Raw genomic sequence first — 25,046 nt, forward strand, 5'->3', positions numbered from 1 at the left:
ATATCACCGCTTTAACGCATATTAAATAATTGCGCAAAAACATCACGTGAAGCATCATAATAGATTTTATTATACTTCATCTCAAGGTCTTCAATCTCTTTTTCTGTTGTTTCTTCGATTTCTTTTACCCTATCTTTACCTTCTTTAATTATACTTTCATAAATTAACTTTGATTCGTTTAAGATTTCCGTATTAATGCTCTTTTTTATTTCTTCGAGTTCATCATTTAATTTATTCTCTAAATCCTTTAAATCTTTATCTCTCTTACTGCTTATATCGGTAATCTTAGAATCAAGATTAACAAGTTCGTTTAATATCTCTTCCATATCCGCACCTTCTTCAATATTTTTTAAGGTACTATCATACTAATTTAATTATACATCTTTTATGCAATAATATAAAATAAAATTTAAAAAGAGACATTTGCTTAAAAATAAATAATGTAAGCAAATATCTCTTATGCATAAAATGAATTTTATAAGCTTAATTTCTCATCTATTATATTTGAATCTCCAACCTTTTCTGCGAGTAAAACTGATAAAAGCATGAACACAATTCCAAACCCTGCTAATATAAGCAAGTCATTTAACATAAGGCTATAATTGGTTCCGGAAATAGCTTCTCTCAATGCCTGTGTCCCATATGTCATTGGGAAATACGGGTTAATTATATTGAAAAATCTCGGCACAAGTTCCATTGGAAAAACACCACCTGATGATGTCAGCTGTAACATCAGAAGTACGATAGCCAGAAACTTTCCAGCCATTCCAAATAGCATAACGAAAAACCCGATTATAGCAACAAAAACTGCTGACATTAATGCATTTATCAGATAATAATAAAATAGATTATTTACTGGCAGCTTGAGTACCTCAATTAACACGAAGCTTGATACAATTGATTGCAAAATACCCAAGATGCAAAGACTTATGAATTTACCCATAATAATAGAAGCATTGCTTTCTTTTGCATACCCTCTTCTATCAAATATATCAATGAGAAAAAATAAGATAAGTGCACCAACCCACAGTGACAAGGGGATAAAATATGGTGCAAATCCAATTCCATAATTTGCAACAGGATTTAATCTCCTCGTATCGAGTACTATCGGTTCATTTATCATATTACTTTTTTTATCATTAATACTTGTTAAATCTATTTTATTTGAAGCATCATTGAGCTTTTTAGACAACAATTGCTGGCTATCATTTAATTTCTGCATATTGTCTTTGAGATTATTTCCTCCATTGCTCAGTGTTGCTAAACCATCGTTGAGCTTAATAGCACCATAATATAATTTCTGTGTACCATCATCTAAACTTTTTAATCCACTATTTAATTCTCCAAGTCCACCGGAAACTTCTTTCATTTTCTGATTAATTAAAGCAATTCCCCCGGAATATTGTGAAAATCCCTCATTTAAATTATTACCACCATCTTTAAGCTGAGATGAAACCAGTTGTAGTTGTGATATTCCGCTTGAAAGTTTGTCAAATCCATTTTTTATATCACCTGTTGCCTTATTTAATTCAGCAAGCGAATTGTTTAGTTTGGTTATGTCGGGCATATTATTGTTTAAATTAGTACTTATTTGTTTTAATCCAATATTCGATTGTGATATTTCCAAAATTGCCTGTTTGAAATCTGTATCATTCATCGCATCAGGGTGTTTTTTAGCGTAATCATTCATCGCTATTTGCGCATTATTTAATGCAGATGTAATGCTACTGATTCCATTGCCCATCGTAACAACATTATTTGAAAAAGATGATATTTTCCCGCCAATTTGATTATATCCCTCAGAAACAGTCGCTACACCATTTTTTAAATTATCTATACTTTGTTTTATAGTATTTAGCCCTTGGTTTACACCGTTTAATCCTTTATTCAAATCACTAATTCCATTCGTAAGTAAATAACTGCTCTTACTAACTTCATCGAGTTTTTCTGATAACAAGCCAGCACCATTATATAGATTTGAAGCACCATTAGCTGCATTTTGTGTTCCATTTTTTATATTATATAAGCCATCTCTTAGCTGATTTGAACCGATTAAGGCACTTTCAATACCATTATTTAATTTTTTCATTCCATCATTAATTTTCTCAGTACCTAATGATAATTCATTCTCTGCATCTGAAGCCAATCTCAAACCATTACCCATATCCTTTATATTAGTAAAAACAGTATCTATATATCCCTTTCTTATAGTATTAGATATTTTTTGTGTTATATTTTCAATAGCCTTATTCCCAAGCTGTGTTGCAAGAAAATTCTTTTTATCATTTGTTATATACTGAATGTGAGCTTTTTTAATATTGCTGCTGTCAACGCTTAATATATTTTTTGTAAAGTTTTCAGGTATTACTATCATAAAATAATACTTATTACCTTTCAAACCATCTATACCATTGCTATAACTTACAAAACTCCATTTGAAATCTTTGCTTTTCTTTAATTCTTTTATTATATCAACACCAAAGTTTGCACTCTTGCCATTGTAAATAACATCTTTATCCTGATTTACAACGGCAATAGGAAGCTTGTCTAGTTTTCCATATGGATCCCAAAATGCATATAGATATAGAAAACTATATAGTAGTGGCATAAAAACAATGACAATTACAGCTAACCTGATAAATCGATTTTGAATTAATCTTTTTATCTCATTTGCTACTACTTTACCCATGTTTTAAATACCTCCTCACTAATTATACTGACCGGTCAGTTTGAATTCATTATAGTATCATGTTTTATAATTGTCAAGAAAAAATCCATTATAGAAATTAATCTCTATAATGGATTCCATTAAACGTGTATTTTATTACATTATCTGCTATATATTCCGGGTCAATAATGTCATTATTTCTGAGTTGAAAAATAACTAGCGAACTGATCATCCCAAAAAATACTGATGAAACTAATTTTTTATCACATTTCACAATGAGCTTTTCCTTTATTCCCTCATCAATAATATCTTCGATTATCTTCAAATAATCATATATCTTCTCTCTGAAACTACTTTGTATTTCTTCTTTACCCCACAGCTGACTTAGCAGTATTAGTACAAAGTCTTTATACTTGCACAAAAAATTTGATTGTACTATAATTATTTCTCTTAATTTTTCTATAGAATTTTTTAATATATTTATATTATCGATTATTTGGTTTCTTAAAAGTGATAGACCTTCCATTATCAAAAATTCTAAAATTTCATCTTTGCTTTTAAAGTGATAATATAATGTACCTTTGGCAACACCTGCTTTTTCAGCTATTTCATCCATAGTAGCCTTGTAAAAACCTTTTTTTGAAAATATATCAATTGCAGCATTAAATATTTTTTCCTTAGTTTTATTCATCTCAAATGCTTCCTTTACATTATTAAAGAACTATCCTCTAATATTATACAGATTATTATAGCAAAATATATTTATTTCCATAATAATATTATAATGCATTTTATAGATTATTGCTATGACGTTTTCTTAATAGATGTTAATTTAAAATAGTTTGTTGACATTACTAAATATTAATCATAAAATATATATGAACGATTATTCATATATTCAATTAATGAGGTGTTTTTATGAATGATAATAAAATTAATAATGATGTATGTGAGGTAACTGTTATACATGAAGATGTCGTAAATAAAGTCAAAAAGATTATGCCTGAGGAAACAAAATTATATGACCTTGCAGAACTTTTCAAAGTATTTGGCGATACAACAAGGATAAAGATATTATGTGCCCTATTTGAATCTGAAATGTGCGTCTGTGATATTGCAGCACTTCTTGGTATGAATCAGTCAGCAGTATCACATCAGCTTAGGGTTTTAAAGCAGAGTAAATTGGTTAAATACAGAAAAGAAGGTAAAATTGTTTACTATTCATTAGCAGATGACCATGTCATAAAGATTTTTGGTGAAGGATTCAATCATATAGAAGAATAATTTAGGGGGGGAGTTGTAAATATGAGCCAAAAAAAAATCTATATATTAGAAGGTCTAGATTGTGCAAGTTGTGCCGCAAAGATAGAAGATAGCGCTAAAAAAATAGATGATGTAAATAATGCTGTCATAGATTTAGTAAATAACAAACTTTTAATTGAAATAGAAGACGCACAAAAACTAAATAAAATAAGTGATAAGATAAGAAAGATCGTAAAAGATATAGAACCTAATGTTGATGTCATTGATTATGAAAATAAAACGGTAACCAATGACAAAAGCAAAATATTAAAAAAAGTAATCCAATATGGTATGGCGGCAATTTTATTTATAATCCCGATTATATTTAATTTTCCCATATATATAAAGTTTTCATTATTTTTTATAAGCTATATCATTTCAGGTGGAGAAATAGTCTTTTTTGCTACTCAAAAAATCTTAAAAGGACAATTATTTGATGAGCATTTTCTCATGAGCGTATCAACAATTGGTGCATTTGCGATTGGAAGATACTCTGAAGGTGTTGCAGTCATGCTTTTTTATCAAATAGGTATGCTTTTACAAGATTATGCTGTCGATCATTCTAAGAGGTCCATAAAGGATTTGATGGATATAAGGCCTGATTATGCAAATTTAAAATTAGGCGATGAAATAAAAAGAGTATCACCGGAAGATATCAATATAGGTGATATCATAGTTGTTAAAGCTGGTGAAAAAATTCCTCTTGATGGTGTGGTAATAGGCGGAAAATCATTTGTAGATACTTCATCATTGACAGGTGAATCTGTCCCAAGAGAAGTTAATATTGGATCATCAGTATTAAGTGGTTTTATTAATAAAAATGGCCTTCTTACTATTAAAGTAGAAAAAGAATTTAAAGAATCTACAGTATCAAAAATTCTCGATTTAGTTGAAAATGCCAACAGCAAAAAAGCTCCTACAGAGAATTTTATAACGAAATTTGCAAGGTATTATACACCAATTGTAACATTATCTGCATTGGCAATCGCAATTATACCACCTGTCGTTTTACATGAAGGATTTTTAGATTGGATCTATAGAGCTTTAGTATTCCTCGTAATTTCTTGTCCATGCGCGCTTATGATATCAATACCATTGAGCTTTTTTGGTGGCATTGGTGCTGCATCAAAAAACGGCATACTTGTAAAAGGTGGCAATTATTTAGAAGCATTAAATGATGTTGATACAATAGTTTTTGACAAAACAGGAACATTGACAAAAGGCACTTTCAATGTGACAGAAATACACGCAATTGATTCTATAAAAAAAGATGAGCTATTAAGATATGCCGCATATGCAGAATATTATTCAAACCACCCTATAGCATCATCTATTGTTAAAGCTTATGGAAAAGATATTGATAAAGATAAAATCAAAGATTATAGTGAAATATCTGGCAGCGGTATAAAGGTCAAAATAGACGACAAAGAGATTCTTGCAGGTAATTCGAGATTTATGGACAGCCTAAATATATCATATGACAAGGCAAATTGTTATGGAAGCATAGTGTATATCGCTGTAGATAAAAAATATGCTGGATACATCGTAATATCTGATGAGGTCAAAAAGGATTCTAAAGAAGCTGTAAAAGCACTCAAGGAAATTGGCATTAATAAACTTGTTATGCTAACTGGTGACAGAAAAGAAGTCGGTGAAAAGATATCCAATGAGCTAGGTCTTGATGCTGTTTATACAGACCTACTGCCGGATGGAAAAGTAGAAGTCCTCGAAAAACTATCTGCTGAAAAGTCATCAAATGGAAAACTCATATTTGTAGGCGACGGTATTAATGATGCACCTGTTCTAACTAGAGCAGATGTAGGTGTCGCAATGGGTGGCCTTGGTTCAGATGCCGCAATTGAAGCCGCTGATGTCGTCTTAATGACAGATGAACCAATAAAACTAGTAGATGCTATAAAAATAGCAAAGAAAACCCACAAAATAGTGTGGGAAAATATAGTCATATCACTTGGAGTAAAATTAGCAGTTTTAACACTTGGCGCAATAGGTCTTGCTAGCATGTGGGAGGCAGTATTTGCTGACGTTGGTGTCACACTTTTAGCGGTATTTAATGCACTAAGAGTGCTTAGGGCAAAATAGAATAATAGAATTAAAAGCTATAAAAAGAATAGGTAGTTCAAACTACCTATTTCTTCCATATATTGAAACTTTCCAATGTGAGATCTTCTATAGATTACAGCAGATAATTTTAAAAATAAAAGCTTTGTTTACGCCAATAAAGATTATTTATTATGATTAATGAAGATCATTATAATTTTATATATTCGTCATATACCATCTTAGATATTTTCCCTATTGTCTTTCTGCCTTCTAAATTTGTCTTCATTTTATTTGTCAGCACGCTTATTATGTATGTGCAATTCTTAAGATACACAATCCCTACGTCGTGTTCAAGAAAGTCAAGTTCACCTGGTTTATGTGCTATAATTGTATTCTCAGGTAGATATAGATCAAGCCTGCCTAAATCTTGCTGCCTTTTTAAAATGTCAAGCATCATATTGCTGTACTCTTTATTGATTACTTTTCCATCATTGATAAGCTCTAATATATGTGTCATATCTGCTGCACATGTATAATTTTCTTTACCGCATCTAGCAGCTTCGAAATCCATCATCTTTCTCTGAAGCTTTGTATGTGACATTCCAAGACTTACCGCCATATTATTGACGTTTTTCATGTCCGCTATATCAATAAGAATATTTGTCGCTGTATTGTCGCTTATGATTATCATTAATGTTATGAGCTCTTCTATTGTAAATTTATGTCCACTATTTAATTCGTGTAAAATGCCGCTTCCACCGGTTTTCATGAAATTTGATAATATTATATTATCATTGAGTCTTATAAACCCTTCCTTAACCTTTCTCAATATCTCTGCCATAATAACAATTTTAATTGTACTTGCGGATGGAAACACTAAATTTTCATTTATATTTATGGTTTCACCTGTTTTTAAATTTTTTATAGAAGCACCCACATTTCCTGACGTGCTTTTTATTAAATTTTGAATATTTTCATAAAGCCCCATAATAGCACTTCCTTATCATATATTTATACGATTTAATAATAAACATATTTTTAGAAAAAATCCAGTACAATTTTATTATTGATATTAATTTGTTTTTAATAAATGTTATTGTATAATCTAGTTAGGTAGTAATATTTATTAAGGAGGTTTTTTAATGAAGAATATAAAGATTGCCAATGGAGAGATTAATGCATCAGAGATTGCGCTTGGTTGTATGAGGATTGCAGATCTTCCGGTAAAAGATGTTGCTAATCTTATCAGTACTGCTTTTGATGGTGGCATAAACTTTTTTGACCACGCCGATATTTACAGCAATGGCAGAGCCGAAGAAGTATTCGCAAAAGCTTTTGACACATTAGGAATCAGCAGAGAAAAAATATATCTTCAAACAAAATGCGGTATTCGAAAGGGATATTATGATTTTTCTAAGGAGCACATTTTAGAAGCTGTCGATGGCAGCCTGAAACGCCTTAACACCGATTACATAGACGTATTGCTTTTACATCGTCCAGATGCACTTGTAGAGCCTGAAGAAGTTGCTGAAGCATTTGCTATATTACATAGTAGCGGTAAAGTCAGATATTTCGGTGTTAGCAACCACAATCCTATGCAGATAGAATTGCTTAGCAAATATTTAAATCATAAACTTATCATAAACCAGTTGCAATTGAGTATCAAACATAGTGGTATGATAGACCAAGGTATACACGTAAATACGAAAGTCGATGGCTCAACTGACAGGGATGGAAGTATATTGGATTATTGCCGTCTTAAGAATATCACAATTCAAGCATGGTCACCTTTCCAATATGGCTTTTTTGATGGTGTTTTCTTAAATAATGATAAATTCCCAGAGCTAAATAAAAAAATTGATGAAATAGCAGCGGCAAAAGGTGTGTCAAATTCAGCAATTGCTGTTGCATGGATATTAAGGCATCCGGCTAAAATACAAGTAATTGTTGGTACAACAAAATCAGATCGGTTAAAGGACATATTAAAAGCATCCGATGTAGAACTTACAAGACAAGAATGGTACGAAATATATAAAGCTGCAGGAAACATGATTCCATAGCTAAAAGCACACTCAGGACTTTTTAGATACTTAGTCCCCATTCGCATTGTGCAATATCACCGCAATTGCCATCGTCAAGTGAACTTCTTACTTTTCTTACTGCATCTTACACCATCTGGTTTTTAAATGAAAATAGCCATTGTCTATCAATTATTATCAAGTAATTATAGAGAGTGGCTAATATCTTTTTAGATTCTTCGCATCACTCAGAATGATGGATTTGCGGCCCCACATCCCCTTGATAAATTACCTTTCATAAACACCATATTTTAGCATTTCAATATACTCTTTAAAATCCTCTATAATCTTATCCATATTTGAAATCGCTTCATCAAAGTCTTGTTTATACATTTCCAAGTATTTATTGCCTATTGCTTCAATAGCAGCGATGATGAAATTTAAAGCTTTATTAACATCAATATCCTTGCGAAAATTGGAATAATCTATGCCATCCATTATTATCGGCATCATTTTTGAGGTTATTTCTTCATGCCTGTTCATAATATCTTTCTTTACTTCATCTGGTATATTAATAAATGCAGTAGCAAGGAATCTATATTCAACTGGATTCTCAAAGTACACTTGAAGTTTTCTAATAGCCCAATTCATTTATATCCCTTCCTACACATAAAGCAGCCTATTATGTTTTGCTATAATCACTATATCTATTTATATCTTTAAATCCCTTTTTTCATAAAATATATATGTTACACCGAATAATACAACAATAATGACAGCAGACAATATAATATAAATAGGCTCAAATCCTTTTCCATATAACAAATTTTTTGCATCAAAGTATTTAAATGGTGTGAAATACTTTAAGTTATCAAGTTTACTATTTATATCAATAGCCAATGATAGAATATAAGTTACCAGCATAGCACCAGTTGTAGTTGGTAAAGCTATTTTAGGATTTTTACTTACGGCTGCTAATCCCATTCCAAATGACATAAATATTAATTGTAATATAAACATCCCGATCATTAATTTAGCAATATCACCCGTTACTGCTTCACCTTTGCTAAAATGCTTTACAAATACTATTGAAGATAGTGATGTAACTACATTGAATACTATTATATTCGTAAAAGCAGCAAGCAGCTTAGATGTTATTATTTTCATTCTCGAAGCAGGTTTTGAAAACAAAAATTCTGCTGTTTTATCCTCTTCTTCCTTTGAAATAATATTTGCACCAATTATTGATGCATGTATTGTGGCCATTAATATAATATAAATAAATATTACTCCATAATATCCAATCGCTTTCGACAAATCAAAGGTACCTGCACCAAACATAGATTGTACCGCTTTCGGCATTTTAGAAATAAGGTCATTCATTGATTGGCCTGATACTAAAGAACTTGCAGCATATTTCTCCATAGACGCCGCTATAAGTAAAAAAATGCCTACACACCAAAAAATCAGAGATTTTCTATGAGCTTTCATCTCTCTAATATATATATTCATAACATAAACCTCCTCTAAACTGCATGGACATCTTTTTTTGAATAAATCATATAACTTGCAACAATAGAAGCAATTATAATTATAATTGATATAATAACAAAAGACATTTCATATGACACATTCTTGATGATATATTCGGTGTCAAAATATTTAAATGGTGTTAAATATTTCATTGTTTTATCATTTAATGTAGATTGAAATATCCCTATTGTATAAAAAGCAAATACAGTCCCAAGAGAAATTGAGATTGTCGATTTAATTTTTGGTACTATTACCGAAACAATGACACCCAATAACAAAAATATAATCTGAATAAAGAACAGTGTAATTGAGATCATAAAAAATGTCTTCACACTAAATGCTTCTGTCGCCACTGCTGTTGCCATTACATATGCAGCAATCAAATATACAACATTTGTTATAAGTATAGTTGTCAAAACTGCTAAAAGCTTAGATGTCATGATTTGATTACGTGTAACTGGCTTTGATAAAAGGAAATCTGCTGTCTTTCCTCGTACTTCCTTTGATATTGTAGAAATACCGAGATTCATCGCCTGTATAGCACCACATAGCACGACATAAGCAAATACAAATGAGTAAAAACTCATAAATTTAGTAATTTCATCTATGGAAACTCCAAAGGCTCTTCTAACCGGTTCAGGGTAGCCTTCTAGTATCTTCTTAACATCGGAAGCACTACTAGCAAAGGAAGGATATAATGAAAGAAAAAGTATTACCAATGCTGCTAATGAGGCACTCCATATGATTGTTGACTTTCTGTATGCCTTCAATTCATGTAAAAACATATTCATAGCTTATTCCCCCTTTGTATAATAGTGCATAAAGATTTCCTCAAGACTTGGTTCTTCAATCATTATATCAGATATTTTTATTTCAGCTATTTTTTTCATGACTAAATTTATATTGCCTTTGAATAAAAAGCTTACAGTATGGTTTTTTACTTCAATATTGCTTACACCATCTATTTTAAAGTATTCGCTTCCTATATTAGCTGATGTTTCTACAACAATTCTTTTATAGCTGTTTTCTCTCAATGTACTTATCTTTTCAAGACTAATGATTTTCCCCTCTTTTATAATCGCAACGCGATTGCATAATCTTTGAACTTCACTTAATATATGTGATGAAAACAGAACAGTTGCACCTTTCTTATTTTCATCCCGTAATAAATTAAAAAACCTCTGCTGCATTAGTGGATCAAGCCCACTTGTTGGTTCATCAAGTATTATAAGCTTTGGTTCATGTAAAAGTCCTTGAACGATTCCTACTTTTTTCCTGTTGCCAAATGACAAATCATCTATCTTCTTATAAAGGTCAAGGTCCATTATTTCGGCAAGCTCTCTCATTCTCTTGCTGCAGTCTTTCTTGTAGAAACTTGCTGAATACTTTAGAAGATCTATGACTCTCATATTATCATAATAAAATACTTCGGATGGCAAATAACCTATTTCTTTCTTTATTTCAGGTCCGTATTTAATACAGTCTTTCCCGAATATTTTAGCACTACCGCTTGTAGGATAAATAAGCGATAATAAAGTTCTAATCGTTGTTGATTTTCCCGCACCATTTGGACCTATGAATCCAAAAATCTCTCCCTCTTCAACATTAAAACTTACATCAATAATGCCTCTTGATTTACCATAATATTTCGTAAGTTTGTTTGTTTCAATAACATTCATAATCAATGCCTCCTATTTTGACTACATGGTCAATTTCCATTAATGCAAAAAAATTAATATTTTATTACAAGTTTTGCATACAATTGAGATGATTATTGATTTTTTTAAAATATTTATTTTCATCTCAAACCACCTAATCTTTTTATCACCGTACTAGGCCTTTTCCTAAATTCATCAACGCTTTATTTCACTTCTTTTTAACACTTCAAATCTCTTAATTTTGCCATAGTACCGTATACCAGCTTCATCATTAAATCCCATCGCTTTTGTTTGAATAATAGCAACATATTTAAAATACTGCAAAGATGATTTAATCTCTGAATACGGTATATGGTAAAATTTATATCTAAGATTTATTTCAAGCTGTTTCCTACTGTGTAGAAAGCCAACTAAAACTTCTTTGCTGTTAAAATTGATCTTCTCAAGATACTCGTATGTTCCAGATTGAAAAATTGTATTTTCAAATGTAGTTTCAGGTGAATCATTTATTACGTCGTCTAATAAGTCTTCTACAAGTTTTGTCGCATTTGGCAAAAAAGGAAGTCCGCCTACGCTTACCTTCTCGATGCTTTTGTAAAATTGATGATTTCTGTATTCATCTTCTTTTGAATAAGGAAATAATACAAATGCACCAAAAAACATCCTCTCAAAATTTTGATTATCCTTGTTCTCATACACGATTGCATCTCTGTACCTGTGCATCGTATTTATATCATCCTCTTCAGGACCAGGCGTAAAATACTTTTTTAAGTAATCATTGTCATAGCATATCCTATACTTTGCTTCAAATATATAATTGTATTTGACATTTGATCCTTTTTTCTCCAGAGATAAAGCATTATCAGGCTTCTGAGCTACCGTCGCAGTTTTGTCGTACTTATTATTGTAAGTCAAAAAGTATCTTTCGCCATTTCTGGGGTAAAAGCTCTCTATTTAAGAGTTTATCTGTGACAATGCTCTTATCTATTCTATTTCTCGATTCTATGATGGACAAGACATCGCTGAAGTAGTACTCTACTCTTGCAAGGTTCATCTCATCTAAGACAAAGAAATACGGCTTTTGAGGATTTTCCATCGCATCTTTTACAAAAGTAGTAAGAACTCCCGGGTGAAATCTGCCATTTAGATCCTTATACCCCAATAAGTCTGTAGAGTCAGACCAGTCAGGCCTAACAGGCACAAGCTTAAAACGACTATTTTCCGCAGTCGCACCGATGGCTTCAGCAAAAAGCCTTGCCAGCTTGCTTTTGCCTGTCCCTGATATACCTGCCAATATCAAAAAAGGCTTCGTCTTCAAAGACAGGTAGTAGTTTTCAATAAGTTTGTCATCGTATAAAAATCCACGGCTTCTTATGTAGTTTTTAATGTTTGTAATTTCTTCTTTGATGTTAAAAGTGTTTGTCATATCTTCCTTTTGCATACTCTCTTCTCTTGAATTTCTAGTAGATAAAATATAATCTATGTAAATATTTATTAAATCGTTGAGATCAGACTTTAATACTTCATCGCTGGGTATATTGTCTTTTTCATATAATTTATAAAAAATCATTCCCTTTTCATAGAATTCATTGCCAATCGATATATTATCATCGGTTTTCCAGCCTTTTGGATTTAACTTATCCCTTATACTAGTCGCAATAGACATCATTTTTTCAATTGCCTTAGCTTTCCCATATTCATCCTTTAATTTGGTACAGCCTTGATTTAATGTGATATATAGCCTTTTCATATCTGATGAAAATAGATAAACAATATATACGCCTTCCATAGTAGTTTTTGTAACACTTTTATGCATAATAGCGACCCATGGGATCTCAGCCCAGTTGCCTTGGCCGCATGATCCCTTTACTATAAAATCTCCACCTATAAAGCTAAATTTTTGTATAGCATTTGGAATCTCATTCCGCAAAATTTCGCCCATTCTGTTGCCTTTAAATGGTTGCGAAGTCTTTGCAACTATGTAATTATTCATCACTTCTTCAAAAAGTTGTTTTAGAGGCATATTATATCACTTCTTCCTACATGCATGTATATTCAAATCAATCATGATACGCCAAGCGCCTTAAATACGGCATCTTTCGGGTCCTGATAAAATGATATCTGAAACTTTGAAAAAAGCTCTGGAGGGACAGATGGTATATCAACAGCAGAAGACATCGGAAGCAATACTTTTTTTGCACCAGCATCAAAGCAGGCTTGTAACATATTAGCCAAATCAGAGACTTTTTTTATCGTCCCACCTATGCTCATAGAGCCAAGAACTACCATTTGCTCTTGTATAGGCTTTGAAAGGGACTGTGAACATAACGCTATAAAAGCAGGCAATGCCATATCATCTATTGATCCTATGCCTTGCAAGTCTTGTATGTGCATGTAAAAATCCATTGTCTTTGTATTTATAGCACTGCTTATGCTCTTTGAATTAGCTCTAAAATAGTTAAAAGCTATATTGATGCTTTCCTTTAATTTACTGCTGTACGCTCCTGATTTTTCAAGCTTGCCAGAACCAGCCATTGATTCAACTTCTATCTTAAAGACCCCTAACATGCCAGATTCGCCTCGTCCAACAGTATAGACGTGTCCCGGTTTGTATGCACCTTCTGGTATAAGTTTGCCTCCACCTATCTCAGGAACAGACACGAAATTTTCCTTTAGCGTATCATTGTCTATATACGAAAAATGCACATCATAAAACTCCATACCGCCAATTTTTTTAAGCTGCTCTTTTACCCTTCTTCTTCCAACAAGAGCATACTTAAGCACTTCTTCCACATCTTCCTTATTAAAATTCTCATCAGGATACAATATCTTTAAAAGACCCGATACAGTTTTTTTGACAGCTATTACGTCTCTTTGATTGAGGTTATTTCCTAATTTAAAATATTTGTCAATCGCATCAGCGAAAGTCCTCTTCCTCATCTCCCTAAAAAATTCCGATAGATAATCAGTTATAAATCCATACCTATCCGTAAAAAACTCAGGCCTCATCTTTGGTATCTCCCAACCAGGCAAGTAAAAATGAATTCTATCAAAAAAAGCCGAATCGTTATTCATGGCATCAGGGAACGGCGCAAATAGATGAGAAGTCTTTAAAAGGTAATCAACACTGTCGTTGATATTCCCCACAAAAACCATCGATGCATTTGCGCTTTTCTCTTCTTTGCCACGGGCAAATGAGCCAGACGCCATGTAGTCTTTCATAATTTGAACGCCATCTTTATCTTTAAAATTAATGCCGGCCACCTCATCGAAAGCAACAACATCCCAAAGCCCAACGAGGCCAATAGATTTAGTCGACATATTGTAGAAAAGATTTGCTACAGTTGTGTGTCCTCCCGAAACTAATATGGCATTAGGCGATATCTCCTTGTACACATGAGACTTGCCAGTGCCTCTTGGCCCAAGCTCACAAAGGTTATAGTTATTTTCAACAAGCGGTACAAGTCTTTCAATGAGATGCCATTTCTGTATTTCGGAAAACTTCGTGGGCTCCATTCCTATAGATCGCAATATAACATCCATCCACTCATCTTTTGTAAAATGCTTTCTTCCCTCAAATATCTCATCTATGTCCATTGATGGCATTTGTATCGGCTTAAGGCTCCTTATGAAGAAAGGTGAGCCGTTTCGAACATTTTCATCAAAGAAGTATTCCATCTGAAGTATGCACCATATACCGCCTGATAAAAGCCTGTCATAATTTTTTACAAAGTAGTCATCTATTTTTATATTCCTAAGGCCAAGGTTAGAAAACTCTGCTTCATAAATATTCTTCTTTTCATTTAACTTTACATTTATTTTGTCTATCACATTGTAAACGCCCAGTTCTTTTATCTTTGACTTGACCATTTCTGCTTCATCAGGCCTTACAAAATTATCTGCCAATATCTTTTTTACTTTATCAAGTCCATCTCTTATGGCATCTTCGTCATCTGTTGCACAGTACATCCCCAGCAAATACTCTAAAACATATGTTGGTACATTGGCACCTTCCTTGATTAACTTTGTAAGGTCTTTTCTCACTACTCTTCCTGCAAAGTATTCATTTAATTTTTCATCCAAATCCATAATCGATTACCCCTATATCAAATCAAAATCATTTGTTATACCTAGATTTATCTTAAATGGTACCTTGTCTAAAACTTTGCTGTCATCTTCTATAATCAGATAATAATTTTTTGTTTTATCGTAATTCCCGCTTTTTAGCGTAAATCTTATCTTAAAGACTCTCTCATCGTAATTTTGCGATTTTTTATCTGCTACAATCGTATTGACATTTGATATAACTTCACCAGTATCTAAGTCCTCCATGTATATTTTAAATGTATTTGGAACCACTTTCTCTTCATCATCAACTCTATCAACTTGGAAAAATGTCAAAGTAAATGTATTATTTGTTATCTTTTTGTTTTGTGTCGTAAGCACAATATTTGCTTTTGTTATCGCTTCCTCTTTTGACATCTTCAAATTTTTGTAGCGAAGAAGAGGTATGACTACTTCTTGCAAGCTAGAACCACCATGGACGTAATTTATACCAGAACCAGCCGCCTTAAATATTCCAATGTTTTTAGGCACTAAAACTTGTGGCTTGTCTTTTAAAAATCTCACATTTATTGCAAATACACCTGGTATGTCAAATCTTTCATTGGTCAATACATATCTTTTGTTGATCTTGCACTCACTTCCTACTTCAATCTTATCACTTTCCTCCATCTTTTTTCTCTTGTATATAAATCCATGATCTGAAGTTATGATTATATTTGTAACGCTTAAGTTATTAAGCCTTTCTATAGCCTTTTTTAGCTCTTCCAATGCTTCATCACATGCAACAAATACTTTGCTTTCAGTTATTGCTTTATCGCCAATTGCATCAATCGCATTATGATAAATGTATATGACTCTATTTGATTTTATAAACTGCCTTCCTTCCTCTCTGGTCATGCCCATAAAGTCTTCGTAATTTATAGCAGCTGAATTTTTATAATTCATCTTCAAAATCTTATCTCTATTCTCTGTGCTGGAAGAATCTATATCATCGACAAATACAAGGCCGTCATCGTTTATATCTATGATATTATGAGGTAGAAGAGCTGACATACCCATCTTCGTTATAGACGGCACAACGCCAAGCATATATGAAATATCAGCGCTTCCCTTTGTGTCCATATTAAGAAGCTCTTTTAGCTCCACAGCCACATCGTACCTTAAGGCATCTGATATTATAACGATGATCTTGTCTCTATCATTTTTCGCAAGAACTTTAGCAATTTCATCTTTATAAAAATTCTCTTGCAAGCGCACACCATCTATGAGAAATTCACTTGATTCATTTAACATTGAATCATTCCAGCATGGCGTAATACTTTTTAAATACCAATTGTCGTAAATATTGTCTACATTTTCTTTGAGATCAACAAAAAGGTCAGGATTGTCTACATCATCGTAATTCAAAATAAACTTCCTGTAGCAGTAATCTATTTTGTAGTACTCATTTGTATATCTTTCTATCATTTCTTTGGCGTCCAAAGCGCCAAAGCCCCTTTGCAGCTTTTTCTTTTCTATGTAAATCTGTATTGCAAAGTAAAGAGCTTCGTAAATACTTCTGTACCTTCTATACCAGTAAAGGCCCTTTCTCTTGTTTATTGCTTTCAAATAATCATCGTAATTTTCTTCGCCATTTATGAGAGAATCTATTATCTTGCGAATAAGTGACCTATCAAATATGCTAAATGTCTCTGCTGTAATATACGTATCAATGTCAACCCTTTTTACAATAGAATCTAAATCAAGCTCTTCTTCAAGCTCAATAAGCAATTTTTGAAGAATTTCGTAATCATCGTAGTGACTCATCCAATGGTTTATAAATACTGCACAGCTTGAAGGCTTTTGTGATACATATTTCTTTAGCTTTTCTGGCAGAGTAAATGAGACCTCATTTGCCAACGATGATATAGCGATTGTCATAAATAGACCTTTTAAAGTTGGATTATCATCTATATATCCAAACTCCTTTTTCACTCTGTTCCAAAATAATCCTAAATCGAAGAACTCCGACAAATTTTTATAATACTGATTATTTTCTTCATCAAATCCAGCTTTAATCAGATTTTTGATAGACCCCTCAAAGTCTAAAATCTTCATATCACATAGAGATGATATCATGCCACATACAAGATCATCTTCATTATATTCTTCTATACTGTAAGACTTCAATCTATCTACCATTTTATTATTGTCGAAAAACTTCACGGTTTTTCCCACAATATCTTTTAATGAAAGATCCTTTATGCCTAAATCGCTCATTATGAGGGATACCTTGTCAGTGCTAAATTGATCTGAATAAAGCTCTATGTCCAAAAGCCAATTGTCTTCATTGGCCGGTCTCTTAAAATCAGCATATATCAAATAATCAGATTCTTTATCGATTGACTCCAATAGGTATTTTGTCGCGAAGTTATTATTAGGCATAAGTCTCCATATCTTTATGTCACCTAAATCAAGCTTATCTATAAACTCGCTAAACTGGCCATCTTCATCGTACCAAAAAACAATGGATCTATCGCAATCCTTCTTTGCCTCATCAAATTTTTTTAATATCCTGTCTTGTAATTCTTCCAGATTCATAAAATTCCTGCCCTCTTCTCTGATTTAAAAGGGCTTGAAAATGCAAGCCCTTTTAAAGAATAAAATATCATCATCGTATATTGGCTAATAAGCCGTCAAACTTAGTATAATTTATTTTTACACCATCATCAAGATCTATTTCGATACCTCTTTCTGCATAGTGCCGCAGCAATTCATCGTATTTGCCCATCTCTTGAAGTTGCTTATTTAGCTTATCCAAAAGCTTCTCATACTTTCTCTTCTCATCTCTTGGTATGTCACTTGCTATTAATGAATTTAATCTATTTATTTCAGAACTAACCTTGTTTATAAGCATGTGGAGGTAATCTGTCCTCATCTTTGCCAATGTATCTTTATTATATCTATGAATGTATATAAGAGCATTGAAGGCTTTCTCTTTGCCTGATGTAAAAAGCCAGTATATAGGCCTCTTTTGATATATACTTGTATGATCTTTGTAAAAACTATTTAAGAAATACCGCCTTATAGCGTCTGCTGCCGTCTCGTTATCATTCCTGCCTATCGCATTTGCTATAAACTCCAAGTTTTGAGAAAGCGTATTAGGTCCAAAAACTGTCTTCACAAAATCTATAAACTTTGACACGATGTCATCATGGAAATACTCACTGTCTGTTATAGGAATTATGCCATCTTCATCTGCTTTATAAGTCTTGTACTTATCAATGTCAAATTCTCCCCCTGCGTATACAAGTCCTTTCTTATCAAGTGAATACCTGCCAAACATGCAACCGACAGCGTATGATATAAAGCTTTTTACATCCCTAACCGGATCTGCTTTTCTCACCGTCACATCATTATCATCCACATCTGGCGTAAGCTCATCCTGCAAACCATATATATCAATGAATATACGGTTTAGCTCCTCTTCATTTGCTTTTAATGTATTAAACTGATTTTCTGCAAAATCTGCCCAATTATTATATGCCTCTTCAATCGTATCAGCTCCATTTCTATATTTCAAGAATGGATGCTCTTCAAAGTCCCACGATGTCTCAAATGAATCCCAGTCTGTCTTGGATATAGAGATATTTTGATTTACTAATTTATCAATTTGAGTTTTAAGTTCTTTCGACATATCTAAAAGGGGTAATCTTTCTATATCTCCAACTAATATATTTAATGTTTGATTTAATATTTTCAAAATATGCAACGCATATTTTGAATTCAAAAATGATAAGATTAAAAATAAATTATTTTCTGGAAATAATGCACTGCCTCCCCCACCATATATTGAATTTTTTAAAAGTCGAAATGATAATTTTTTACTTGATATAGCAGACCATGTAATACCTTCTCTAAAATAATAATCCATATTCTGTGGTCTTGAAAGTAATCTACCATTTTTATCCCTATAATTTCTTATCTCATATCCATCATCATGCCAATTTACTACATATTCATTATTGCCATACCACTTCCTATATGATCCGCCTTTATTGTATGGAAACCACTTAAGTTCACTCTCTTTAGCTTCATCGCGATTTTTAAATCCAAAACCGATCTTATTTATGTCGACTTCATGCCAACACCTCAAAAATTCATCATTATTACATGTATCTAAGCCTTTACATATCTTACAAATGTCTCCAAGCCTTTCTCCTTTTACAAACGCTTCTTTCATATTATCGCTTACCCAGTATGCAATAGGTGAACCGGGTATAGATTTGAAAGTGCTTTGATCAACATTGTAACGATAAGGAACTTTTGGATTTTCTATTGCTTCTATTACTTTTATAGGTTGATTATCAGCACCTTTAAAATCTGAAAGCCTTATATAATCTCCTTTATAATTTTCATCTTTGCAATTCTTGATTACATATGTGCAAATTGGAACAGTGGCTTCTTCAAATGCTCCATATTCCAATTGTATTAAACTACTTATAGTCTTAAAGTCTATTAAATACTCTCTTAACTTTTCATATGATTTAATAAACATCCACACAAATGGTGACATAAATCCAGCAAAACCATTTTCTTTAGTATATTTTAAATTTTTATATATAAAAATAGAAAATAAATCACTATTGTAATCCTTGTAATTCTTTATAACATAATCCTTTAATTTAGCTTCCATTTTGTCTTTTCCCATATATGGTGGATTCGTGACAACTACATCGTACTTCATGCTCATTATATGTGCCTGTTTTACTATATCTGGTAATATTTTTCTTAACTCAACTAATTTGCTATAGTCATAATCAATCATATTTCCTATATTTGAATTTATATAATCTAATCTTTCCTGCCAAAAATCAAAATCTACATCTTTAACTTCTAAGATTGAGCCATACAGTTTTGCATCATTAAATATATCTAAAAGATTGTTAATCTGATTATCGGCATATTCTATGTCTTTTACACCTTGCAGTAATATTTTTTTAGCATCATCTGTTCTGATTAGACTATTTGTCTCTTTTATAGAAACAATATTCACTTCTAAACCATATTTTTCAATGTATTTAAAAAATAGCCTGTTTTTTTCTCTTGCTTTCATTACTACTGAAAAAGAAGCTAATTGTGCAGCTCTGTCATCTATATCAAGACCATAAAGGTTATTCTCTATTATAAGAGCTGGTATTTCGCTCTTCATATAACCGTAATTTAAGTATATATCATATAATACTTCAAAAGCATAGACCAATATATGCCCCGAGCCACAAGCTGGATCTAATATCTTAATATTTTCAGGTTTTAATCCGCTGAAATCATTATTTTTATTGTCCGATGAATCAATATCAATACATCTATTTAAGTAAAACGTCAATTTGTCTTTAAGGTTTTTATCATTCTTGCCTTCAATCCATAGCTTACCTAAAGAATTGTCCACCATATATTTAACAATCCATTCTGGTGTAAATAGCTGTGTAGCAGCTGGGATGTCCTCCCTTTTTATAGTCCCTTTATTAATACCAACGACTTTTTCATGCTTCTCTGATACATAGAATTGATAAAGCCAACCTATTATTTCTACTCCTTCTTTAAAGTCAGCTTCATCTATGTCGCTTACAAGCCTTCTAATGACAGAGCCTTCCTTTAATAGATTGTCAGGAAGAAGCAGCTCGGTATAGTCATTTATTTCCTCAAACATAAAAGGAAGTATACGGTTTAACTCATTGCACTGTATTATAAGAAGGTACCTGTACAATTCCTCTATGTTATTTTTCTCTTTGTATTCTAAGACTTTCTTCTTATCTACTGGCAAGTCGACTGTTAATGCATTGTACACTATATCCGGTTCCCATCTACCTTCTTCACTGGATGAAAGCACACGGACACCTGTAGGCAGGTATCCGTTGACCTCCATATATCTCAGTGCTATAAATCTATTGAACCAAGTGTATGCAATCTCTTCTATTACTTGATCAAAATCTCCTACTTCCTGTATCCTCTCTATAAGTTTATTGCGCTTATCATATACGTCGTCGCTGTACAGCTTGCCATTTAATAAGACTGCATCATTTAACTTTTTCACGTCTTGTATGCTGTCTTTTGTAATCTCGTAAGAATATGCTTTAAACTTTATGTCATTTATCAATTGATTTCTTGCCCATACCGCGTAATTTTTTATAGCATTTTTATTCATCTGAAGACCTCCATCAAAAGTCGATATTCATCATAATAGGCGTATCCTGCCTTCTTTTAGATTTTCTATAAGTTTCTCTCTCAATTGATTTAAAAATCTATCAACATCATCTTCTGTTTCCAAAATCGTAAGATTACCTATGTAATTTTTTAGTTCTACTTGTCTTATAGGTTTCGGTTTTTCATGCTGGTCATTGTCTTTTGCATAATTTTTCTCATTTTGTACTTTATATACCTCTGCATCAATTTCCTTGATACACCCTCTATATCTTTCATCAGAAATGGATTTTAATGCTTCCACGTCCTTAATCTGTGTAATCCTATCTAATTGGCTTAAAAAATCATCGAAGTACAACAGCAGTCTTTTCTTAAAATCATCTGATAAACATTCAATTTGAAGATTTTCTTCTACGCGTTTTCTGTCATCTAATATCTTCTTCTTTGCTATTTCTTTTCTCTCGTTTAAGATTTTTTCGTACTCTTTTCCTATCTCATCTACAAGTTCAGGTATTTCTTTTATCATCGCATAAGGTGATGGACTCTCAATTATTCTCCTCAATGCAACGGATTTATCTCTTATCACTTGGCTTGAAATGTAGCTTTCGCTATTATCTACCATTTTCAAGCAGTCCAATCCGCTATCAAATATATCTTTTTGATGTTCATAAAAGCTTATGACTTTTTCCAGTTCCTCATTTATTTCAATTAAATCATCTTCTTCAGCTATTAATTTATCAAAAAATTCCTTTTCATCCTTCTTGTGCAGCATTTCACTGTATAAATCAAGTGCAATGTCCAGCTCCTTTTTACCTGGATATCTATTCTTGTATTGTGCTATGTAGCCTTTTATAATTTCAATCTTTTTATCGACTAAATTCTTTACTGCTGAATAAAGTTTATCCTCTTCATCAGGCAAATCGAGCTGACCAAAAATCACGTTTGCAACATCTTTTACTTTCTTTAAAAATTTTGCATCTAATGCTTCTCTATACTCTACTACCGTCTTGTCTATCTCGCTATTTTTTGTAAGATAGTCTACGACATTTTTGTTGTCAATCGATATATACTCACTATTGTAGCTGATCTTCACCATGCCACCCTTAAACATAGTTGCAATCAAGCCTGCGATGTCTAGTTGATTCCATCCGTACGGCTTGCTGGAGTATCTATCAATTATGTCTTTTACTGTCAAATAATTGCTTTTTATAAATCTCTGTTCCTCTAAATATTTCTGTAATTCTTTTATGGCCAGCTTATTGTCGGCTTCTTCTGTAAATGACAGCTTTGTCTCATTTGATTTTATTATCTTCTTTATATCATCAGCACCGGTCGTATGAACATTGATGTAGTTCATTCTTGTATATACATTTTCTACCAATATTTTTAACCCATTATCGATTTTTTCACGGGGATTGTTTACTTTTATGTCAAACTTCTGACCTTCAATGTACACATCTGCAGCAGCTATCAAGTTTGCTAGCTGATTTTTTATTCTCTTTTCCCTTCCATCATTTTCGCTCTGTTTTATGTTTATCAATTTTCTAATTTCTTCCGCCGCATTATTCAACTTATCATTGATGTATTTCTTTGTCTGTATATACTCTTTCACCTCGTCAAAGCAATCTGTGTCATCTGGCAGTTTTAATATCATTGTGCTGCTGTCTTTTGACATGAGTAAAAGCTCATAATCGGTCTTTGGTGTTTCAAAGTAAGGTGTAACTATCTTTATCGTTATATCACCTTTCATTGTGCCATAATTATAGCCGTCAACTTGCCTTATTATATTAAAGACATTATATGAAGAGTATTTGAAGCTCTTATTATCGTATATATCTGCGAATATCATTTTCATTACTTCATCGATTATTTCTCTTTCATCTACATTTACTGATTTTATCTCTCTATTAATATCCTGTTCTACATCAGTTAAAAATATATATTCATCGCCATTTTGCTGGATGTAATTTTCTCTCTTTAGACGATCTAATGATTCGACTATGCTGGACCTCAATGAAATCTTGTCTACATCTATATCATCTATCATAAGCGTCGTGAGATTTTCCACATTTGCCTTGACTCTATCAACATATTTTAAAAGGAAGAGAAGCTTCAATAGCTTCACATCTTGCTCTTTTATGCTTTCATTCTTCTGTGCCTGTATGACTGCCCTTTTTACTGATGAATCAAGATGGTCTTCAATTGTATCGTAAAATACATAAAATGGTATTAATATACCAATATTTTTGCCTCTAAACATAGAAGCTGCCTCTTTAAATGCGCCCAGAAGTGACCTTTCACCTTCTGATATGTGTTTTCCTGCTGCGCCGTGGCTTCTTACGACTTCAAAGACATTCTGAAGCAAATTAAATTGGTACGGCACAAATGGGTATACTTCTATAAAGTCATTTTCATCTTTGTATGACGTCATGTCAGATGTAGCTGATGAAAAGCTTATTATGTTTTTAAGTACGGCGCTTTTTTCAGCGTATAAGCTTCTCAATGTATCTTTAGCAACATCGCTTTTTTCCAATATTCTCTTCTTTATAACCTCATCAGTATTTGCACTCGAAAGATTTATCCTTGTAGCAAATCTCCCTTGTATCTTTGAAAAATCGTACTCTTTATTTTTTGTCTCTTTTACAAATCTGTCTATATCCTGCTGCGATGTCACTACCACCCATGCTTTTCCTCTCAACTTTATGCCAAGATCCTCCACTATCGTCTGCAAGTTTAACATCAGATCTGAATTGTCGCCGATAAACTGACCAACTTCATCTACAAAAAACAGTACTCTGTGGTCATTTCCTCTAGATTCACAGTATTCTTTCACAATGTCTGCAAATTTGTCTATCGTAATTGAATAATTGCTCTCTGCCTTGTCAAATAGCAATTCAGCTGCTTCTTTTGACATGCCTGTAGATAATGTCAAGGCTTTTACTATATTGTCTCTTTCAAAGTATGCAGTATCTCTTCTATCCTCCCATTTTCTGCCTGACACTGCTTCAAATGCTTCCTTAAATTCATCGTACTTGTTGTCTTTATAAAGATTCCTCTCAAATTCAGCAATCCACGGTGTAAAACCGTAAAAGCCTTGCATCTCATCGAATACTCTCATAAATGTCTCTACTAGTCCACTTTCTTTTACCTTGCTGTCTGTCTTTGCTTTTGAGTCTATGTCAAAAAGTATTACATCGCATGAAGAATTGGCAGCTCTTTTCATCTCGCTTAAAAGAAGTGGATCTTTTATCTTATCATCAAAGAAACTTACTGGTCTCCTACCGTTTACGTCTTGATTATTTAATATGTATGCCAAAATCTTCAAAAGGTGTGATTTACCAGAACCAAAAAAGCCAGAAATCCACACACCTATCTTATCAGTCGGCCCATCTAATGATTTACAGTAAGCAGAAAAAAAGTCATTAAAATGCTTTAATAATTCATCTGTAACGACGTATTCATCAAGCTCTTGATATATGTCATCAGTCTGCTCTGCTTTTATAACTCCATTTAGATCTCTATCTATATCTTTTACAAACAAATCCTTTATAATCATTGCAT

Annotated in this window: 17 protein-coding genes; 3 read left to right on the forward strand and 14 right to left on the reverse strand. The window is 32.5% G+C overall.

Going from position 1 to position 25,046, the window contains the following annotated elements; all coding sequences use genetic code 11:
* Positions 1-11 precede the first annotated feature (11 nt).
* The 3 genes from CPG45_RS04775 to CPG45_RS04785 form a co-directional block, all read right to left on the reverse strand.
* Positions 12-326: a hypothetical protein gene (locus tag CPG45_RS04775; RefSeq protein ID WP_096230867.1), complete on the reverse strand. Its 315-nt coding sequence runs from the start codon at positions 324-326 to the stop codon at positions 12-14.
* 149 nt (positions 327-475) lie between these two features.
* On the reverse strand, positions 476-2,689 hold the full coding sequence (locus CPG45_RS04780) for a YhgE/Pip domain-containing protein (RefSeq protein ID WP_096230868.1): 2,214 nt from the start codon (positions 2,687-2,689) through the stop codon (positions 476-478).
* Positions 2,690-2,786: 97 nt separating this feature from the next.
* Positions 2,787-3,359 (reverse strand): TetR/AcrR family transcriptional regulator, encoded by a 573-nt coding sequence (locus tag CPG45_RS04785; RefSeq protein ID WP_096230869.1) that lies wholly within the window; start codon positions 3,357-3,359, stop codon positions 2,787-2,789.
* A gap of 227 nt (positions 3,360-3,586) precedes the next feature.
* On the opposite strand from CPG45_RS04785, the gene CPG45_RS04790 reads away from it, so the two are divergent.
* Both CPG45_RS04790 and CPG45_RS04795 read left to right on the forward strand, forming a co-directional pair.
* A complete protein-coding gene (locus tag CPG45_RS04790) occupies positions 3,587-3,952 on the forward strand; it encodes an ArsR/SmtB family transcription factor (RefSeq protein ID WP_096230870.1) in 366 nt (121 codons plus the stop codon).
* A 21-nt stretch (positions 3,953-3,973) separates the two neighbouring features.
* A complete protein-coding gene (locus CPG45_RS04795) occupies positions 3,974-6,070 on the forward strand; it encodes a heavy metal translocating P-type ATPase (protein ID WP_096230871.1) in 2,097 nt (698 codons plus the stop codon).
* A 169-nt stretch (positions 6,071-6,239) separates the two neighbouring features.
* On the opposite strand, the gene CPG45_RS04800 is transcribed toward CPG45_RS04795, so the two are convergent.
* A complete protein-coding gene (locus CPG45_RS04800; protein WP_096230872.1) occupies positions 6,240-7,019 on the reverse strand; it encodes a serine hydrolase in 780 nt (259 codons plus the stop codon).
* A 154-nt stretch (positions 7,020-7,173) separates the two neighbouring features.
* On the opposite strand from CPG45_RS04800, the gene CPG45_RS04805 reads away from it, so the two are divergent.
* Complete coding sequence (locus CPG45_RS04805; RefSeq protein WP_096230873.1) at positions 7,174-8,091, forward strand: aldo/keto reductase; 918 nt, start codon at positions 7,174-7,176, stop codon at positions 8,089-8,091.
* 246 nt (positions 8,092-8,337) lie between these two features.
* On the opposite strand, the gene CPG45_RS04810 is transcribed toward CPG45_RS04805, so the two are convergent.
* From CPG45_RS04810 to brxC, 10 genes are all read right to left on the reverse strand, one after another.
* Positions 8,338-8,700, reverse strand: a complete 363-nt coding sequence (locus CPG45_RS04810; RefSeq protein ID WP_096230874.1) for a hypothetical protein — start codon at positions 8,698-8,700, stop codon at positions 8,338-8,340.
* Between the two features lie 60 nt (positions 8,701-8,760).
* Positions 8,761-9,561, reverse strand: coding sequence for an ABC transporter permease subunit (locus CPG45_RS04815; protein WP_096230875.1), 801 nt, complete (start codon positions 9,559-9,561; stop codon positions 8,761-8,763).
* Positions 9,562-9,575: 14 nt separating this feature from the next.
* Entirely contained in the window at positions 9,576-10,373 is a 798-nt protein-coding gene (locus tag CPG45_RS04820) for an ABC transporter permease subunit (protein ID WP_096230876.1), read from the reverse strand.
* A gap of 3 nt (positions 10,374-10,376) precedes the next feature.
* Complete coding sequence (locus CPG45_RS04825) at positions 10,377-11,261, reverse strand: ABC transporter ATP-binding protein (RefSeq protein ID WP_096230877.1); 885 nt, start codon at positions 11,259-11,261, stop codon at positions 10,377-10,379.
* A gap of 174 nt (positions 11,262-11,435) precedes the next feature.
* Complete coding sequence (locus tag CPG45_RS04830) at positions 11,436-12,155, reverse strand: nuclease domain-containing protein (protein WP_231969012.1); 720 nt, start codon at positions 12,153-12,155, stop codon at positions 11,436-11,438.
* Positions 12,142-13,263 (reverse strand): DUF3578 domain-containing protein, encoded by a 1,122-nt coding sequence (locus CPG45_RS04835; protein ID WP_096230879.1) that lies wholly within the window; start codon positions 13,261-13,263, stop codon positions 12,142-12,144. Before CPG45_RS04835 ends, CPG45_RS04830 begins: the two co-directional genes overlap by 14 nt.
* A gap of 41 nt (positions 13,264-13,304) precedes the next feature.
* Entirely contained in the window at positions 13,305-15,329 is a 2,025-nt protein-coding gene (brxL, locus tag CPG45_RS04840) for a protease Lon-related BREX system protein BrxL (RefSeq protein ID WP_197702840.1), read from the reverse strand.
* 12 nt (positions 15,330-15,341) lie between these two features.
* Entirely contained in the window at positions 15,342-17,885 is a 2,544-nt protein-coding gene (gene pglZ, locus CPG45_RS04845) for a BREX-1 system phosphatase PglZ type A (RefSeq protein ID WP_096230881.1), read from the reverse strand.
* Positions 17,886-17,955: 70 nt separating this feature from the next.
* Positions 17,956-21,489 carry a BREX-1 system adenine-specific DNA-methyltransferase PglX gene (pglX, locus tag CPG45_RS04850; protein ID WP_096230882.1) on the reverse strand — a complete coding sequence of 1,178 codons (3,534 nt, stop codon included), beginning with the start codon at positions 21,487-21,489 and terminating at the stop codon, positions 17,956-17,958.
* 30 nt (positions 21,490-21,519) lie between these two features.
* On the reverse strand, positions 21,520-25,041 hold the full coding sequence (gene brxC / locus CPG45_RS04855) for a BREX system P-loop protein BrxC (RefSeq protein ID WP_096230883.1): 3,522 nt from the start codon (positions 25,039-25,041) through the stop codon (positions 21,520-21,522).
* Between the last annotated feature and the right edge of the window lie 5 nt (positions 25,042-25,046).

Source organism: Thermoanaerobacterium sp. RBIITD, assembly GCF_900205865.1.
Taxonomy (GTDB): Bacteria; Bacillota; Thermoanaerobacteria; order Thermoanaerobacterales; family Thermoanaerobacteraceae; genus Thermoanaerobacterium.